The organism is Thiorhodococcus mannitoliphagus, assembly GCF_010915725.1.
GTDB lineage: Bacteria > Pseudomonadota > Gammaproteobacteria > Chromatiales > Chromatiaceae > Thiorhodococcus > Thiorhodococcus mannitoliphagus.
In genome coordinates this window covers 1-16,661 of the sequence record NZ_JAAIJR010000113.1, presented here as the reverse complement: position 1 = coordinate 16,661, position 16,661 = coordinate 1, and the positions used below count along the sequence as shown (strand labels likewise).

14 protein-coding genes are annotated in these 16,661 nt (G+C 61.9%); 11 read left to right on the top strand and 3 right to left on the bottom strand.

Features of this window, described 5'->3' with window-relative positions; translation table 11 throughout:
- A partial coding sequence (locus tag G3480_RS20390) for a hypothetical protein (RefSeq protein WP_206171810.1) occupies nt 1–449 on the bottom strand: 449 nt, incomplete at its 3' end.
- Nucleotides 450–950: 501 nt separating this feature from the next.
- Nucleotides 951–1,814, bottom strand: a complete 864-nt coding sequence (trxA, locus tag G3480_RS20385; protein WP_164655733.1) for a thioredoxin — start codon at nt 1,812–1,814, stop codon at nt 951–953.
- Between the two features lie 336 nt (nt 1,815–2,150).
- On the opposite strand from trxA, the gene trxC reads away from it, so the two are divergent.
- The 4 genes from trxC to greA all read left to right on the top strand — a co-directional run bounded on the left by trxC (nt 2,151) and on the right by greA (nt 8,034).
- A complete protein-coding gene (trxC, locus tag G3480_RS20380) occupies nt 2,151–2,585 on the top strand; it encodes a thioredoxin TrxC (protein ID WP_164655732.1) in 435 nt (144 codons plus the stop codon).
- A gap of 277 nt (nt 2,586–2,862) precedes the next feature.
- A complete protein-coding gene (gene carA, locus G3480_RS20375) occupies nt 2,863–4,017 on the top strand; it encodes a glutamine-hydrolyzing carbamoyl-phosphate synthase small subunit (protein WP_164655731.1) in 1,155 nt (384 codons plus the stop codon).
- Between the two features lie 212 nt (nt 4,018–4,229).
- Nucleotides 4,230–7,439: a carbamoyl-phosphate synthase large subunit gene (gene carB / locus G3480_RS20370; protein ID WP_164655730.1), complete on the top strand. Its 3,210-nt coding sequence runs from the start codon at nt 4,230–4,232 to the stop codon at nt 7,437–7,439.
- Nucleotides 7,440–7,557: 118 nt separating this feature from the next.
- A complete protein-coding gene (greA, locus tag G3480_RS20365) occupies nt 7,558–8,034 on the top strand; it encodes a transcription elongation factor GreA (RefSeq protein ID WP_164655729.1) in 477 nt (158 codons plus the stop codon).
- A gap of 78 nt (nt 8,035–8,112) precedes the next feature.
- On the opposite strand, the gene G3480_RS20360 is transcribed toward greA, so the two are convergent.
- On the bottom strand, nt 8,113–8,967 hold the full coding sequence (locus G3480_RS20360; protein WP_164655728.1) for an SDR family oxidoreductase: 855 nt from the start codon (nt 8,965–8,967) through the stop codon (nt 8,113–8,115).
- 138 nt (nt 8,968–9,105) lie between these two features.
- Between G3480_RS20360 and G3480_RS20355 the strand changes: the two genes are divergently transcribed.
- From G3480_RS20355 to G3480_RS20325, 7 genes are all read left to right on the top strand, one after another.
- The gene (locus G3480_RS20355; RefSeq protein ID WP_164655727.1) at nt 9,106–9,420 is read left to right on the top strand and encodes an FmdB family zinc ribbon protein; all 315 of its coding nucleotides are present in this window, start codon (nt 9,106–9,108) and stop codon (nt 9,418–9,420) included.
- 385 nt (nt 9,421–9,805) lie between these two features.
- On the top strand, nt 9,806–10,756 hold the full coding sequence (gene dndC, locus G3480_RS20350; RefSeq protein ID WP_206171809.1) for a DNA phosphorothioation system sulfurtransferase DndC: 951 nt from the start codon (nt 9,806–9,808) through the stop codon (nt 10,754–10,756).
- A 69-nt stretch (nt 10,757–10,825) separates the two neighbouring features.
- Nucleotides 10,826–11,047, top strand: a complete 222-nt coding sequence (locus G3480_RS20345) for a hypothetical protein (RefSeq protein WP_164655726.1) — start codon at nt 10,826–10,828, stop codon at nt 11,045–11,047.
- Complete coding sequence (gene dndD, locus G3480_RS20340) at nt 11,044–13,095, top strand: DNA sulfur modification protein DndD (RefSeq protein ID WP_164655725.1); 2,052 nt, start codon at nt 11,044–11,046, stop codon at nt 13,093–13,095. Before G3480_RS20345 ends, dndD begins: the two co-directional genes overlap by 4 nt.
- Nucleotides 13,088–14,605: an FtsK/SpoIIIE domain-containing protein gene (locus G3480_RS20335; RefSeq protein ID WP_164655724.1), complete on the top strand. Its 1,518-nt coding sequence runs from the start codon at nt 13,088–13,090 to the stop codon at nt 14,603–14,605. The genes dndD and G3480_RS20335 overlap by 8 nt, the downstream gene beginning before the upstream one ends.
- Complete coding sequence (locus G3480_RS20330; protein WP_164655723.1) at nt 14,602–15,789, top strand: ATP-binding protein; 1,188 nt, start codon at nt 14,602–14,604, stop codon at nt 15,787–15,789. The genes G3480_RS20335 and G3480_RS20330 overlap by 4 nt, the downstream gene beginning before the upstream one ends.
- A 24-nt stretch (nt 15,790–15,813) precedes the next feature.
- Nucleotides 15,814–16,661 (top strand): DUF4435 domain-containing protein (locus G3480_RS20325; RefSeq protein ID WP_164655722.1); only part of this gene is annotated, 848 nt, incomplete at its 3' end.

Sequence of the window (16,661 nt, the reverse complement as noted above, 5' to 3'; positions counted from 1 at the left end):
CGGTGGTGCTTCTCGGCACACTGATCGCAGTGAACCTTGTGCGAGGAAAAATACCCCGTCCCATCGACCGAGAGCAGATAATGGCCGTCAAGGTAGGCAAACCCCTCCAGCCCCTTGCCACGCTGCAGCTGACTCAGCAAGGCTTTATACAGCGGGCGCACATGACTGGGGGCAAGCTCATCGAGACGCTCGCGCAGGCGGGTGTCGCTCGGGGCCTGCTCAATCCCGTAGAGGGCCTTGAGATTCGCTCGCGTCGTCTCCTCCCGGCAGTCCTGGTCGAACTGCAGCAGCGAGGGATACTTCAACCCGAAGAGCGCTAGCCCTGACATCAGATGATCGACCAAGGCGATGTCGTGACCCGGTGCATCGGGGATTCGACGAAACACCCGATGCGCTTCTTTCAGCAGCCCCTCAATGCTGAGATGCTTGCGGCAAAACGGAGCGCTCATCAGCACCCCCCTCTCAATCCGACACTGAAATGATGCCGGCCAGTCTACCGAGTCGGCGCCAAAAGTCTACGAAGAACTTTTTTTCAGGCTGCTCCAACCCATTGTCGCTCAAGAGAAAAAATTTTCAGCGGGAATTGCTGCTTTCAGAGCAGAAAATAGGTGCGTCCCCTTTTCTCTTCGTCCCCTTTTCTCTTTGGTGCAGTAGCCAGGTGAGTGTGGCAAGACCTGGTGTTAGCATTTGATTAATAAGGTATGTTTCTAGAAATTGGCCCTGGAACTTTGGCCGGTAGCTGATCTGGTTCGATTCCCGACCGTCTCCACCTCTGAGGCGGTGTGCCAATGCGGGCAACATCGCCGTTGGCGAGGTGGGTGAATCTTAAGAATTCGCGCCGAAATGGTTCTTGGAAGCAGCAGACTTGCTTGCGGTTTCGAGCTGCATTCGGCGCGACAGGGGGAGGCGGAGCGAGACCTCTTGGGTCTGCTCCGTCTCGGCGCGCCCCGTCAGTAGAGTGCGTTCATCATCTTGGCGCGATAGCGAGCCGCGAGTTCGTCGCTGCTGTCGAGCATGTCGAAGATCGCGAGCATGCCCTTGCGGCCGGCGTCATCTTCGAATGCACGGTCGCGCTTCATTAGCTCCAGCAGCTGCTCGAGCGCACTGGCGTAATCGCCTCGAAGGACATCGATGGCGGCAAGCTGATAGCGTGCTTGGCTGTCCTTGGGGTCCGCTTCGAGGCGGGCTTGGAGATCCGACTCGGACGCTGCCTCGGCGGCCGTGCTGGCGAATCGCAGCTGTCCGCGCAGCGCGGCCACCTCAGGGTCATTGACCAGGTCGAGCGGCAGGCTGTCGAGTTCGGCTAGGGCCTTGGTGGTATCACCCCGTGCTGCGGTGAGCTGCACTTCGGCCAGTGCGAGCTTGCTGTTGTTCGGGTCCTCGGCCTTGGCCTGCTCGAGCAGTTCGCGCGCCGCGGCGAGATCTCCCGAGGCCATGAGGCTTTGAGCCTGTGTGAGCAGGCTATTGGATAGGCGCGGAATATGGCGGTCCAAGAATTCACGCACCTGAGGTTCCGGGAGGGCGCCCATGAACTCGTCGACGGCCTTACCCTCTCTGAAGAGCTGAACCGTGGGCAGGCTGCGGATGCCGAACTGCGCGGCTAGCGCCTGCTCTTCCTCGGTGTTGACCTTGGCGAGCAGGAATTTTCCACCATAGTCTTCGGCGAGATGTGCCAGCATGGGCATGAGCATGCGGCAGGGCGCGCACCAGTCGGCCCAGAAGTCGACCAGGACTGGGCGCTCGAAGGATCCATCGATGACGACGGATTGGAAGTTTGCTGCGGTGACGACAATGACGTTGGGTGATTGGCTCATAGCGTTTGGAACAGGTACTCGGTAAAACTGCGATTGCGGGCCAAAATAGCCATGGTGCCGAGGTGATTCAACCCAGGGCGGGCGGTTAGCTGCCGCCGACCAGCTTTTCGCCGTTGTTTCATCAAGCGCCTTCGGTCCCTTGGGGCCTTCGCTCAGTCGGTGAGTTTCAAGTCAGCTCAGGCTGTGGCCGTCGCGCTGAGTCCAAAGGGCTGGCCGTGTTTTTCAGGTTCAGGCTTTCCTCCTGTCCTTCATGGGTTAGCCTTGTGATGATTTTCCGCGCGCTGCAGACCCGATTGATCGAGTTCCATTCCAGTTTCTCGCAGGGAGAGAGTCCTCATGTCTCAAGCTATGCATGTCGTTTGTCCGAGCTGTGACGCCGTGAACCGGCTGCCGAGCAGCCGCTTGTCCGCTGGGCCGAAGTGCGGTAAGTGTCACGCGGCGCTCTTCGCCGGTCAGCCGCTCGCCCTCGACGAGGCGCGCTTCGCGCGCCACCTCTCGCGCAGCGATCTGCCCTTGCTGGTGGATTTTTGGGCGTCTTGGTGCGGGCCCTGCAAAATGATGGCGCCTGCGTTCGCGTCTGCGGCGGTGCAGCTCGAGCCGGCGGTGCGCCTGGTCAAGGTCAATACGGAGGAGGCCCAGTCCCTGTCCGGCCGTTTGGGAATTCGCAGCATCCCAACCCTGGTGCTCTTCCGCGGCGGCCAGGAGATCGCGCGCCAAGCGGGCGCTATGGACGCCGGGAGCATTGTCGGCTGGACGCGTCAGCACCTCTGAGCGCTGCTCCTGAGGGTGTGATCATCAGTGATGCGCGCCGGTCAGCTGCTGTAGCGCCCTTTCGCTGGGCCTCCTACCTCGGTCCGACCTACGCCGGGCATCAGCCCTGGTCTCACCCCCCCACTCGGCAGGTCACATGGACAGTGCGCCGGCCCTTCTTTAGAATGCTGGGGGATCTGTGCATCGCGCGCGATCCATATCCTTTTGCGTGCCGGTGCGGCTGCCCCAATCGCCCGCTGCGGCATCTGCATGTCCTCGCCCGGATTCGGAGATACCCTTGAGAAAAGCCGCAGTTCTGGTTCTGGAAGACGGTTCGGTCTTCCACGGAACGTCGATTGGTGCCGATGGCGCAAGTGTCGGTGAAGTCGTTTTTAATACCGCGATGTCGGGCTATCAGGAGATCCTGACGGATCCCTCCTATCTCAGACAGCTCGTCACCCTGACCTACCCGCACATCGGCAATGTGGGCGCCAATCCCGAGGACGAGGAATCGACCGCGATCCAAGCCGCTGGTCTGATCATTCGCGATCTGCCCATCCTGGCAAGCAATTTCCGCATGCGGGAGTCGCTGGATGCCTACCTGGAGCGACAGGGCGTCGTCGGGATCGCGGACATCGATACGCGCCGCCTGACTCGGATCCTGCGCGAGAAGGGCGCGCAGAACGGCTGTATTCAGGCTGGCGATGCCATCGATGTCGATGAGGCGCTTGCCGGGGCGCGTGGTTTCCCTGGGCTCAAGGGTATGGATCTGGCCCAGCATGCCTCCACGAAGGAGGCCTATGCCTGGACTCAAGGCACTTGGTCGCTGGACGCTGGACTGCCCGAGCCACTGATGCCTGTGGGCGATAAGCTGCGCTACCACGTGGTCGCCTACGACTATGGCGTCAAGCGCAACATCCTGCGGATGCTCGTTGACCGGGGCTGCCATGTGACCGTGGTGCCGGCCCACATGCCCGCGACCACCGTGCTGGGCTTGGAGCCGGACGGTATCTTCCTCTCCAACGGACCGGGTGATCCGGAGCCCTGCGACTATGCGATCGCCGCGATTCGTGAACTCTTGGACGCCAACATCCCCATGTTCGGCATCTGCCTGGGGCATCAGTTGCTGGGGCTCGCCAGCGGGGCGAAGACGCTCAAGATGAAGTTCGGCCACCACGGCGCCAACCATCCAGTGCAAGATCTCAAGACCGGTGTCGTCATGATCAGCAGCCAGAACCACGGCTTCGCGGTCGACGAGCAGAGCTTGCCGGACGCTTTGGAGGCCACGCACCGCTCGCTGTTCGATGGCTCGCTGCAGGGGATCCACCACCGGGAGCGTCCAGCCTTCAGCTTCCAAGGGCACCCAGAGGCGAGTCCGGGACCGCATGACGTCGCGCCCGTCTTCGATCACTTCATCGAGCTGATGCGCGAGCGCAAGGGCGATGCCGCCTGAGCCCGAGCCTGAGCCGGCAGCAGCGACTGCGGCAGCCGCTGGGCCAAGTGGCTTGAGTCGAATGCACAGGAGACGCCCGCCGGGCGCGCTGCGCCCGCGCGATCCATCTCCACTTGGACGATGGCATCCGATGCGCCGATTGCAGTCGGCCGGAGACCATTCGCGCTGCCGCGGACCGCGCGGCGCACCCCTGAACCATCACGTGATCCTCAATGCCCAAGCGTACTGACATCCACAGCATTCTCATTATTGGCTCCGGACCCATCGTTATCGGTCAGGCGTGCGAGTTCGACTATTCCGGGGCTCAGGCCTGCAAGGCGCTGCGCGAGGAGGGCTACCGGGTCATCCTGGTGAACTCCAATCCGGCCACCATCATGACCGACCCGGAGATGGCCGACGCCACTTACATCGAGCCGGTCACCTGGCGCGCGGTCGCGGCCATCATCGAGACAGAGCGTCCGGACGCGCTACTGCCGACCATGGGCGGTCAGACGGCCCTCAACTGCGCGCTCGATCTGGTTCGCGAGGGGGTGCTTGAGGAATACGGCGTCGAGCTGATCGGGGCCTCGCGTGAGGCGATCGACAAGGCCGAGGACCGCGATCTGTTCCGTCAGGCGATGCGCAAGATCGGGCTCGACATGCCGCGCTCCGCAGTGGCTCATAGCCTTGAAGAGGCGATCCAGGTCCAGGCCTCCATCGGTTTTCCGTCGATCATTCGTCCCTCCTTCACCATGGGCGGCAGCGGCGGCGGCATCGCCTATAACCAAGAGGAGTTCGAGGAGATCTGTCGGCGCGGGCTAGATCTGTCCCCGACGAAAGAACTGCTCATCGAGGAGTCCGTCCTGGGCTGGAAGGAGTACGAGATGGAGGTGGTTCGCGACCATGCGGACAACTGCATCATCATCTGCTCGATCGAGAACTTCGACCCCATGGGTGTACACACGGGCGACTCCATCACGGTCGCCCCGGCGCAGACGCTGACGGATAAGGAATATCAGATCATGCGCAACGCCTCGCTCGCGGTGCTGCGCGAGATCGGCGTCGATACCGGTGGCTCGAACGTCCAGTTCGCCATCAACCCCGAGAACGGGCGGATGATCATCATCGAGATGAATCCGCGTGTCTCGCGCTCCTCGGCCCTGGCGTCCAAGGCGACCGGGTTCCCCATCGCCAAGGTTGCCGCCAAGCTGGCCGTCGGCTACACGCTCGACGAGCTGCGCAACGAGATCACCGGCGGTGCCACCCCGGCCTCCTTCGAGCCGACCATCGACTATGTGGTCACCAAGATTCCGCGTTTTGCCTTCGAGAAGTTCCCCCTGGCGGACGCCCGGCTGACCACTCAGATGAAGTCGGTCGGCGAGGTGATGGCGATTGGTCGCACCTTTCAGGAATCCTTGCAGAAGGCCCTGCGTGGGCTGGAGATCGACCGTTACGGCTTGGACGAGGTCGTGGATCTGAGCGATCCCGAGGCGGCCGACAAGATTCGGCTCGAGGTTCGACAGACGGGCGCGGAGCGGATCTTTTACGTCGCGGACGCCTTTCGTGTCGGGATGAGCTTGGAGGAGATCCATCGGCTCAGCCATATCGACCCCTGGTTCCTGGCTCAGATCCAGGATCTGGTTCTCCGTGAGGCGGAGATGCGGGAAGGCGGCCGCGATGCCTTGACGAAGGACGTGCTCTTTCAGCTCAAGCGCAGGGGCTTCTCGGATCGGCGCATCGCACGCCTCGTCGGGGCCCAGGAGTCGGAGATCCGCGCCTTGCGCCGCGAGCTGGGGCTGCATCCGGTCTTCAAGCGCGTGGACACCTGCGCCGCCGAATTCGCCTCCAGCACGGCCTATATGTATTCCACCTACGAGGAGGAGTGCGAGGCGGCGCCCTCGGACCGCAAGAAGATCATGGTCCTGGGCGGCGGGCCGAATCGCATCGGGCAGGGGATCGAGTTCGACTACTGCTGCGTCCACGCGGCCTTTGCGATGCGCGAAGACGGTTTCGAGACCATCATGGTCAACTGCAATCCGGAGACCGTCTCGACCGATTACGACACCTCGGATCGACTCTATTTCGAGCCGCTGACCCTAGAGGATGTGCTCGAGATCGTCGCGAAGGAGCAGCCGTTCGGCGTCATCGTTCAGTACGGCGGCCAAACCCCGCTCAAGCTGGCGCGCGACCTCGAGGCGGCCGGTGTGCCCATCATCGGCACCACTCCGGACAGCATCGATCTGGCCGAGGATCGCGAGCGTTTCCAGCAGCTGGTGCATCAGCTTGGGCTGCGTCAGCCGCCGAATGCGACTGCCCGCAGCGAGGCCGATGCCGTGGTGAAGGCCGCCGATATCGGCTATCCGCTGGTCGTGCGTCCCTCCTATGTGCTCGGCGGTCGCGCCATGGAGATCGTCTACGACGAGGCCGAGCTGCAGCGCTATATGCGCGAGGCGGTTCGCGTGTCCAACGAGTCGCCGGTGCTTCTCGACCGCTTCCTGGACGACGCCATCGAGGTCGACGTGGACGCCGTTTGCGACGGTAACGCCGTGCTCATTGGCGGCATCATGGAGCATATCGAGCAGGCCGGTGTTCATTCCGGTGACTCTGCCTGCTCGCTGCCGCCCTACACGCTGCCGGCGGTGATCCAGGACTGCATGCGCGAGCAAATGGCCAAGATGGCGCGTGCGCTCAATGTGGTGGGTCTCATGAACGCCCAGTTCGCCATCAAGGATGACGAGATCTTCGTCCTCGAGGTGAATCCGCGTGCCTCGCGCACCGTGCCCTTCGTCTCCAAGTCCATCGGGGTCCCCCTCGCCAAGGTCGCGGCGCGCTGCATGGCGGGCAAGTCGCTGGAGTCTCAAGGCTGTGAGCGTGAGGTCAAGCCCAAGCATTACTTCGTCAAGGAGGCGGTCTTCCCCTTCATCAAATTCCCGGGCGTCGATACCGTGCTGGGGCCGGAGATGAAATCGACCGGCGAGGTCATGGGGGTTGGTGAGAGCTTCGGCGAGGCCTATGCGAAGGCCCAGGAGGGCTCTGGAAGTATGCTGCCTGCCAAGGGGGGCAAGGCTATGCTGAGCGTCAGGCCCAGCGACAGGAACCGGCTCATCCGTGTCGCGCGCGACCTGGTCGAATTCGGTTTCAAGCTCTATGCCACGCATGGGACAGCTGCGGCGGTGCGCGAGGCCGGTCTCGAGTGTATCGGCGTGAACAAGGTGGCGGAGGGACGGCCGCACATCGTCGACATGATCAAGAACAACGAGATCAGCTTCATCGTCAACACCACGGAAGGCGCCAAGGCGATCGCGGATTCCGCCGCCATTCGCCGCGCTGCGCTGCAGCACAAGGTGACCTATACCACGACCATCTCGGGCGCGGAGGCGACTTGCCTGGCGCTAAAACAGCTGGACATCGTTAGCGTGAATCGGTTACAAGACCTCCACTAAAGTAAGACACGCGGGCGCACCTTTGCGCCCGCGTTCTTTTGTGCCGTGCCCGCAATGGGCTCGCATCGCCGCGTGACGCAACCGTTGCCCGCGGCTTCGGCAACTGAGGAAATCACCCATGAATAAGGTACCTCTGACCGCCAGAGGCGCTGAGAAATTGCGCGAAGAGCTCGATCGGCTCAAGCGGATCGAGCGGCCCAAGATCATCGAGGCGATCGCCGAGGCGCGCGCCCACGGCGACCTCAAGGAGAACGCCGAATACCACGCCGCGCGCGAGCAACAGGGCTTCGTCGAGGGTCGCATCAAGGACATCGAAGGCAAGCTCTCGAATGCGCAGGTCATCGACGTGACCACGCTTGCGGCGAGCGACCGCGTCGTCTTCGGTGCGACGGTGAAGGTGCTTGAGCTGGAGAAGGACGAAGAGCTTTGCTACCAGATCGTCGGCGAGGACGAGGCCGACCTCAAGCAAGGCATGATCTCGGTCGGCTCGCCCATTGCCCGCTGCCTCATCGGCAAGGCCGAGGGTGACATCGCATCCGTCGACGCCCCTGGCGGCATCCGCGAGTTCGAGATCCTGGAAGTCCAATACCTGTAGGTTGGCTGCCCGCAGGGCGATCCGACGTGACTTGAGTAGGCTGTCGATCGAGTCAGCGCAGCGTCCCCCGACGCTGCCTCAGCCCGCCCCGCCGCGCGAGATCTTGAAGAGCAGTCGGTCGAAGGCGCGCGTGGATAGCACCCGCTTGATGTTCCCGATGAAATGCGTCGGGAAGGTCACGTAGTAGCGCGGATGGGGGCGTGGGCTCTCCAAGGCGTGCACCAGCTTCTTGAACACCGCCTCCGGCGGGAGCGTGAAGGGCTGGGCGTCACCCTCCTTGGACAGTCGCGACTCCGCCAGAGCATAGGCGTCGCGGTGCGGGCTATGCTCAACGTCGATATTGCGTCGGAAGGCCTGATGGGCATTCTTCCGGAATGCGCTGGTGATCGGGCCTGGCTCGATCAAAGAGACCTGGATGCCGGTGCCGCGCAGTTCCAGTCTTAGGGTGTCCGTCAGCCCCTCCAGGGCATATTTGCTGGCCACATAGGCACCGCGGAAGGGTAGCGGCATGAAGCCCAGGATGGAGCTGTTCTGTACGATGCGCCCCTGTCCCTGGCGGCGCATGATCGGGATGACCTTGCAGGTCAGCTCGTGCCAGCCCAGGAGGTTGGTTTCCAGTTGGGCGCGCAGCACATTGCGGCTAAGATCCTCGACGGCTCCCGGCTGACCATAGGCGCCATTGTTGAAGAGCGCATCCAGACGTCCGCCGGTTAGCTCCAGTGTCTGCTCGACGGCCGCCGCGATGCTCTCCGAGCTGTCCAAGTCCAGGCGGATCGCGGTGAGCCCTTCCCGCGCGAGCCGATCGACATCATCCTGTTTGCGAGCGGAGGCAATGACATGCCAGCCGCGCCGCAGCAATGCGTGAGCGCAGTGATGACCGATTCCGGTCGAGCAGCCGGTGACGAGGATACTGGGTGCAGCGGGCGCGTTCATGGGGCCAAGCGTCGAAGGTTCTCTAGCATGCCCCCATTAACGCCAATCCCTGGGGGCGCTGCAACCCGAACTGTCTTTCGATGGGGTGTCCACCTGGACGCCCCGTTGCGCAACTGATGTGATGCTGAGGAATGTACGATGCCATTTTATGAATATCGCTGCGACGAATGTGGTCATGAACTCGAAAAGATGCAGAAGATCAGCGATGCCCCGCTGACCGACTGCCCAGAGTGCGGCAAGCCTGCCCTGAAGAAGCTCATCTCCGCGGCCGGTTTCCGCCTCAAAGGCGGAGGCTGGTACGAGACCGACTTCAAGAAGGGCAACCAGAAGAATCTGCACGACAGCGGCGAGAAGAAGCAGACCGCCAAGTCTGAAGGCTCCGACAGCAAGGAGAAAAAGACCGGGGGCGACAAGCCGGCTGCCGCAAAGCCCGCGGCAAAGACGGCTGCTTGAGGGCTGAGTCCCGTGCTCAGAGGAAATGGGCAGGCTCTCGTGCCTGCCCATGGTCTAGCCGCTCAAGTGGTAGCCACGGGAGCAGTTTTCGTATTTCTGCCGGTTTTCACAGCGAGGAGTTAGACGAGTCGCCTCGCACCAAGACTTTATTGGATCGACACAAGAGGTCAAGGGGAGCCCAGTTTTTTGGCCTCTTCTGTTGGTCTTTTGTGCTTCACTCGCTGCCACCATGGACAGATTTCCCATGATCAAAGTAGCCGTCTCTCCTTTGCAGCGCAGCCACGCAGGGAAGGTCATTGAACGCTGATCCAGAAGTCGTGGCGTCCTCGCCTGAGCAACGCGCCTATGCCCGTCTGAGAAGTCTCTATCGACAAGACCGTCGACCTTGGGTCGTGGCGTTTTCAGGGGGAAGGACTCCACCGCTTTACTTCAGCTCGTCTACTCCCTCCTCCTGGAAGTCGAGGACAAGGAGGCGAAGCCAGTCTTCGTCATTGCCTCTGACACGGGAGTCGAGGCACCCAATGTCAGCGCCTATCTGTCGGATACCTTATCCGCGATTCGAGCCAGCGCCCGCGATGCCCTGCCGAATCTGACCGTGCATCTGGTCAAGCCCGAGGTCGATCAGACCTTTTGGAGCAAGCTCATCGGTCAGGGCTATCCGTCTCCGACACGCTGGTTCCGTTGGTGCACGACCAACATGAAGATCAAGCCGAGTCGCCGGCTGATCGAGGGCATCACGCGACGGCACGGGAGTGTGGTCCTGCTGCTGGGTACGCGCATCGAGGAGAGCGTCGAGCGCGGGCGACGCATCAATGCGCGCGAGCAGACCGCGCGCGGCCTCAATCCCCATCATGAGATCCCGAACGCCCTGGTGGCCACCCCGATCGTCGATTGGACCACGGACGATGTCTGGGAATATCTGGTCACCCACAATCCGCCGCCCTGGGATGGCAACCACGACTTCCTGTTGAACCTCTATCGCCAGGCGTCTGGTGGTGAGTGTCCGGTGGTCTTCGATCTCTCGACGCCATCTTGTGGTGGCAGTCGTTTCGGGTGCTGGACCTGTACCGTCGTCAAGGAGGACAAGTCGATGCAGGGTTTCATTGCGTCCGGTGAGGAGCGTTTCGAGCCGCTAAAGCGGTTTCGAGACGAACTCAAGGCGATCCGAGAGGACAACGGGCAACGCATGCCTCACCGGAAGGACGGATCCAAGGGGCCAGGCCCCTTCCGGCCCGAGGTCCGGCATCGCCTGCTCCGAGACCTCTTGGCATTGGAGCGGAAGGTCGGCGAAGAGCTGATCTCGGACGAGGAATTTGCGTATATTCAGACTCAATAGAGCGCCGACTTCGATCTGAAGGAGGGCGCATTGGAGATCGCGTCCTCATACGGAAGAAGGGTCGTCGCCATGTCGAACATCGATCTGCCCCCACTGGAGCAAGAGGTCTTGGAGGGCCTGCTGGCCGAGCGCGATCTGGACCCAGAGCTGGTCGATAAGCTCTTGGGCCTGGTGCTGCATGAATACCCGGATCTGCGCATCTGGGGAAGCAAGACAGCACTGCAGCGCGATATCGAGCAGGCAATTCAAGCGTCGGCGACGAACGCCGAGGCTGTGGAGACGAACCCATGAGGTTCCGCCACATCCATCTCAAGAATCTCTTCTCCTATCGGGATACGCGGATCGACCTTGAGGGCGCCGTCCCCGGGCGAAATATCGCGCTGATCAGTGGTCGCAACGGGTACGGGAAGACCAGCTTCATCAATGCGGTCAAGCTACTCTTCGTCGGTCCGAATAAGGACATGTGCTCCTCCGTACAGCAAGGAAGCGAGCTGCGGCCTAAGCAATATGTCCTGGGTGTTGGCGAGGACTGGATGGGCATCTTCAATCGGGTAGCTCGATCTGCAGGTGAACGGGATGCCCGCGTCGCTATCACCTGGGATGAGCCTATCGGCGAGGTCGAGGCCGTGCGCAGCTGGCAAATCGAGAGGGACGGTTATCAAGAACGCCTCCAAATCGATCTGCGAGGGGACGCTTCCCGTTACTTGGAGGGGGACGAGGCCCAGCGGTTTCTGAATGAGCGCTTGCCCGAGGACTATATCCCGTTTTTTTTCTTCGACGGCGAGCAACTTCAGCATCTGTCGGAGGCCAACCGGACCCGTTCGAGTCGGCACATCGAGCGTTTGCTCAATATCTCCCACGTCGAGACCCTCGTCGATCAGCTGGCTCAAGTCAGTAAAGGCTGGCGCAAGGAAGCCATGCCAGGGGCCGCACGTGCGGAGTTGGCGAGGCTGGAAAAGGATCAGGCCCACATCGAGGCGATGCTGCTTGCCGCCGACGAGACGATCGAGGCGCTTGCGACGGAACGGCGGGATCTCGAGCGTCTGGTCGGAGAGGAAGATGCCTATCTGGAAGGGCGGCGGGTCGCCAATCTGGCGCAAAACGAGGCCCATCTCTCGGGTGAGCGCAAGCGACTGGCCGAGCAACTGGAGCGCGATCAGTCATGGCTGGCCGATACGCTGCCCCTCACGGCCCCCCTATTGGTCAATCCACACCTGGTACGCCAGACGACGGAGGAGCTCAAGAAACTGCTGGATAGCGAGGCTGGAGCTCAGGCGGATGCGCTTCAGGAGGTGCTTGCCAATCTGCCGCAGGATCTGTTCGATAAGCCCCCTTTTTCGCAGCCACGACTGACCGAGGGGCAGACTCGCTTTTACAAGCGACGACTCGATGCGCTCTTGCGCGCATTCATCCCAGCACCAGAGGATTTAGGGGGCGGCCTACTTCACCTGGACCGCAGTGAGGCACGCGAGCTCCGTACGCTCCTAGGGCACTTCGCGCTATCGGAGGAAGAGCGCCGAGGACAAGGAGAGCGGCTCAAGAGTATCAGCCGGAGCAAGCGCAGTCTTGCCGAGGTCGAAGATCGATTGGAGAACCTAAGCAATCTGCCCGCCGACGAGCAGGATGAGTATCGGCGAAGAAAGGCCGAGAACGATGAGCGTCGCCAACGAATCGGGGCCATCAGTGTCGAATTGCGACAGGCCGAGAAACAGCGCGACGACCAGAGGGGGGCCCTCGAAGCCAAGGAGAAGGAGATCCGCGCGCAGGAAAAGCAGGTAACACTGAGCGCCCAAGCAGAGCGTCGCTTGCGGCTTGCTCAAGAGGCTAGAGATCTCTTCATCGCCTACAAGGAAGAGCTCAAGCGCCGAAAGCGTGGGGCGGTCGAGGATGCCGTGAACCGCAGGTTCAAGGAGCTGATGACCTCTCATGGACTGATCGATCGAATTCAGGTAGACGACCACTTCGGCATCCATTACCTGGATAGGGATGGGATACCCATCGCAATGGGGAGCCTGTCTGCGGGCATGAAGCAATTGGCGGCAACCGCGCTGCTCTGGGCGCTGAAAGATGTCTCCGGAAAGGAGGTGCCTCTGATCGTGGATACGCCTCTGGCACGAATCGATCGGGAGCATCAGGACAACCTGTTGCGCCGCTACTATCCTCAGGTCGCGGAGCAGGTCATCGTGCTGCCAACCGACTCCGAGCTCGACAGGGAGAAGTACGCCCTGATCGAGCCGCACCTCTATCGAGAGTACAGACTGGACAACCCAACGGGTGTGGATGCCAGACTAGAGGAGGTGCCCATGTACGGGGTGCTGGGGACGGTCGCGAATGGCTGACATCTACACCGGAGGCGATGACGAAGAGACCATCCGTCTCGTGCTGGAAAAGGGCTTGGCCGTGCGGAATGTGCCCAAATGGAGCGTGCTGCGTCTGGCACTTGCGCGCTCACTGCATATCGCAACGCCACCGAGCGATTCCCTGGACCGAATCGAAGACCGAAAGAACGGCTCCGAGTACCACCTGGAACAAGTGACCGGACGCGGACTCGGCTCGGGTGCCGATCACGAGCCTAGACAAGACTATGATGCTGCCATTCGCGCCCTGCTGAGCGTCTACCATGACACGGATTTGTTCGCAGACACTAACGCCTATAAGCGTCTGCTCCAGCGCCATATCCGACGTGGTCTGCGCGAGTTTCGCACCGGCTGGCGGGTCGGCCACGACTTTCACGACTTTCTCTACCAAGAGCTGTTCTCCCAGCACCAGGGCTCCCTCGCGCAGGAGTTCTCGCTGACAGAAGAGTTGGAGAGGGGGCTGACTGAGATCGGAGTTCGGGGAGAGATCCAGAAGACACTTCATGGCCCTAGGCTGACCCGCTTCCAGCTCCATCTGCCGGACGTCAACGACCTGGACCGGCTCAAGCGCGGGCTGGAGAAGTTGAGCTTCTCCTTGGGCCTCCAGGAACAGGGGATCTTCACCGCTCCGACCAGGGAGTCCAAGGTCATCGGTCTCGATGTGCCGCGTCCACGAGACACCTGGGAGAGCATCCCAGGCAGTCGCCTGGCCGAATGGATCGCATCCTATGACGCCAAAGGTGGGCTTCCGGTCTGGCCCGGGGTGGACGTGCTGGGTGAGCCAGTCATGCTCGATCTGGCGCGTGCCCCTCACTTGCTCGTGGGCGGCACCACGGGCAGCGGCAAGAGCGTCTGTCTGCACGCGCTGCTGGTGTCGCTGCTTCGAGGGCCTTCCCGGGATCGACTGCTGCTCTGCCTGATCGACCCCAAACGGGTGGAGTTTGAGGCATACAAGGGCCTGCGGGGTCTCTATGGCGGGGAGGTCTTCAGCGACAGCGAGTCCACCCTATGCACGCTCCAGGCATTGGTCGACGAGATGGACGAGCGGATCACCCGGCTCGCCGAGTTGGGGGCTCGGGATCTCGCCGAGGCCCACGCCAAGGGTGTCGAGGATCTGCCCTACATCGCGGTCTTCGTCGAGGAGCTTGCCGATCTGCTGATGCAGTCGCGCGCGAGCGAGGAGCCCCTGGTCCGTCTTGCCCAAAAGGCAAGGGCCACCGGGATCCATCTGGTGCTCGCCACGCAGCGCCCGGATGCGGCCACCTTCTCCGGTCTGTTGCGATCCAATATCCCCGCGCGCATCGCCCTGACCGTGCAAAAGGCGTCCGAATCCAAGATCATCCTGGACCGCACCGGGGCGGAGCGCCTGACCGGGATGGGCGACATGCTGGTCGCCACCGGACAGGCTGAGCCGGTGCGGGTCCATGGCGTGCGCGTGATGGCGGACGATATCGCCGCGGCTGTGACTGTGTTCAATGAGGGGGCTCAATGATCGACGACAACTTCCTGGTGCTCGATTTCAGACCCCTGTTCCTGACCGTCGAGGGCATTGGACCCTTTCAGTCCGAGCCCTTCCAGCTCGACTTCACGGACGCCGACGACGAGCCCTGCAATTTCTATCTGCTGCTCTCCAAGAACGGAATGGGCAAGACCACCTTGCTCGATCTGATGGCGGCCTTGATGGGGCTGTTCGAGCTGCGCGATCCCGACAGCCTGGGCTTCGAGGATCTGGACTCGGGTGCCGGGCGGGCTCAGTGGGATTTTCTCGTGCGCATGCACAGCGAAGGTAGGGAGCAGACACGGGTGCTTTCCCTCGTTGCGGGCCGCGATGAGCCATGGACGCTCAATCCCTGGGGCGAGACGCGGCTCGGTCAATTCGGTGCCGGGGCACGCTGCCTGTTCGGATATGTTCGGCATACCAGCGGGCGACTCTCGCTGGTGGGCGACCGGACCACGAGGCTTCAGCTCGGCATGGCCGATGTCGACGGACTCAATGATGACGGCTTCGTTGCCGATCTGCTCGCGGCGATGCGCGCACACATGGACCAAGCCCCGATCGCCTTCGAGGGCGATCCGCTGACCATGCCCTCCCTGCTGCATTTCTCGGCCTATCGGGACATCCCAAAAATCGAGGACTGGAACCGAGGTGTCATGCAGCCTCCCAACTGGGGATACCGTCCCCTGCATCGCTTCGGCACCGAAAGCCGGGGTTGGCAGGACTCTCTGGATAATCTGCTGGTTTGGCTCAAGTGGCTCGACGACGGCCGCTACGAGCGGGCGATCGAGGTGATCAACGCACGCGTTTTCGCCGAGAGCCCCAAGTTCCTGAGAGGTGTGCGCAAGCAGCCACCGGAGGCGGTGGTCGTCAACGGCGAGCATCCGCATCGACTGGATCGGCTCAGCAGCGGCGAGAAGAGTCTGGTGCAGCTCTATCTGCGGGCCGGTATCCACATGACGCGCAATACGCTGCTGCTGGTGGACGAGCTGGATATCCACCTGCATTCGATCTGGCAGCATCGAACGCTCGCCTTTTTCAAGCAGCTTGCCGTCGATCATCCGGGATTGACCATTATCGCCAGCACCCATGCTCGGGAGCTGATCCCCGCTTTCGGCCACGATATCCCGGAGAAGGGGCTCCGCAAGGGTGGACACATCATCGAGACGGGCGTCGTCTAACGCTCCAGAGGCTGAGAGGGAACTGTGGCGAGCTTGAAGAATCTCGAATCCGGCGACCTTGCCGAACGGCGCTATGTCGCAAAGCGCTATGTCTACCTGGAATCCGAGGAGGACGTCCAGATCCTCGCGCGTTGGTTCAACGACCGAGGCGCCAAGGTCGAGTTCCTGGCCGCTGGAGATGATCTAGGGGGCGGATGCAACTGCGTCATCGCTCAGGTCGATAAAGATGTCGAGAATCGGATCGATGCGGTGGGGATTCTCGACAGGGACAGTTTGGCGGCTCGATCCCACTGGGATGCCTTCTTTGATACGGCCGATGCGTCTTGCGCCAACCGATCTCCCTTCGGGGAGCGGATCTACGTGCTGCGTTGCTGGGAAATCGAGAATTATCTGCTGCACCCAGTTGTCATCGAATCCTTTCTCGCCAATGAGAAAGGTCGTAGTGAGCGACCGGAGGCGGATGTCAACCGGGAGCTGTTCGCCATCCTGTGCGATCTGCTCCCTCTGGTGGCCGGAAGTCTGCTACTGACCTCCTACGGGTTGCGTAAGCTCGACATGGGTCGTGGTCTGAATCAGACCTTCCTCGTCAATCACGCCCAAGTCGCTCAGCAAATCGAGACTCGGTTGTCGCCCGAGGCAGCGGAGTCGCTGGATATCTGCATCGAGCGTATCGTCAGTTTCGGCGGCGCGCACCATGATCGAAGCACCACCCACTGGCTGGATCTGATTCGAGGGATCGACGGCAAGCGATTCGTGGTCTGGCTGATACACCACTATCAGCTCGGCAAGACCAGGGCAGAACTCCTGACTTGGCGCCAAATTCAATGCGACTGGATCGCCTCAAACACGAGGCGCAGCTCGGTACCGGGGTA

What these genes read in the sequence shown, in the direction of transcription:
- trxA (WP_164655733.1), bottom strand. Translation starts at nt 1,814, where the DNA reads ATGAGCCAATCACCCAACGTCATTGTCGTCACCGCAGCAAACTTCCAA.
- G3480_RS20335 (WP_164655724.1), top strand. Translation starts at nt 13,088, where the DNA reads ATGGCTGACATCTACACCGGAGGCGATGACGAAGAGACCATCCGTCTC.
- dndD (WP_164655725.1), top strand. Translation starts at nt 11,044, where the DNA reads ATGAGGTTCCGCCACATCCATCTCAAGAATCTCTTCTCCTATCGGGAT.
- greA (WP_164655729.1), top strand. Translation starts at nt 7,558, where the DNA reads ATGAATAAGGTACCTCTGACCGCCAGAGGCGCTGAGAAATTGCGCGAA.
- G3480_RS20355 (WP_164655727.1), top strand. Translation starts at nt 9,106, where the DNA reads ATGCCATTTTATGAATATCGCTGCGACGAATGTGGTCATGAACTCGAA.
- G3480_RS20345 (WP_164655726.1), top strand. Translation starts at nt 10,826, where the DNA reads ATGTCGAACATCGATCTGCCCCCACTGGAGCAAGAGGTCTTGGAGGGC.
- carB (WP_164655730.1), top strand. Translation starts at nt 4,230, where the DNA reads ATGCCCAAGCGTACTGACATCCACAGCATTCTCATTATTGGCTCCGGA.
- G3480_RS20330 (WP_164655723.1), top strand. Translation starts at nt 14,602, where the DNA reads ATGATCGACGACAACTTCCTGGTGCTCGATTTCAGACCCCTGTTCCTG.
- trxC (WP_164655732.1), top strand. Translation starts at nt 2,151, where the DNA reads ATGTCTCAAGCTATGCATGTCGTTTGTCCGAGCTGTGACGCCGTGAAC.
- G3480_RS20360 (WP_164655728.1), bottom strand. Translation starts at nt 8,967, where the DNA reads ATGAACGCGCCCGCTGCACCCAGTATCCTCGTCACCGGCTGCTCGACC.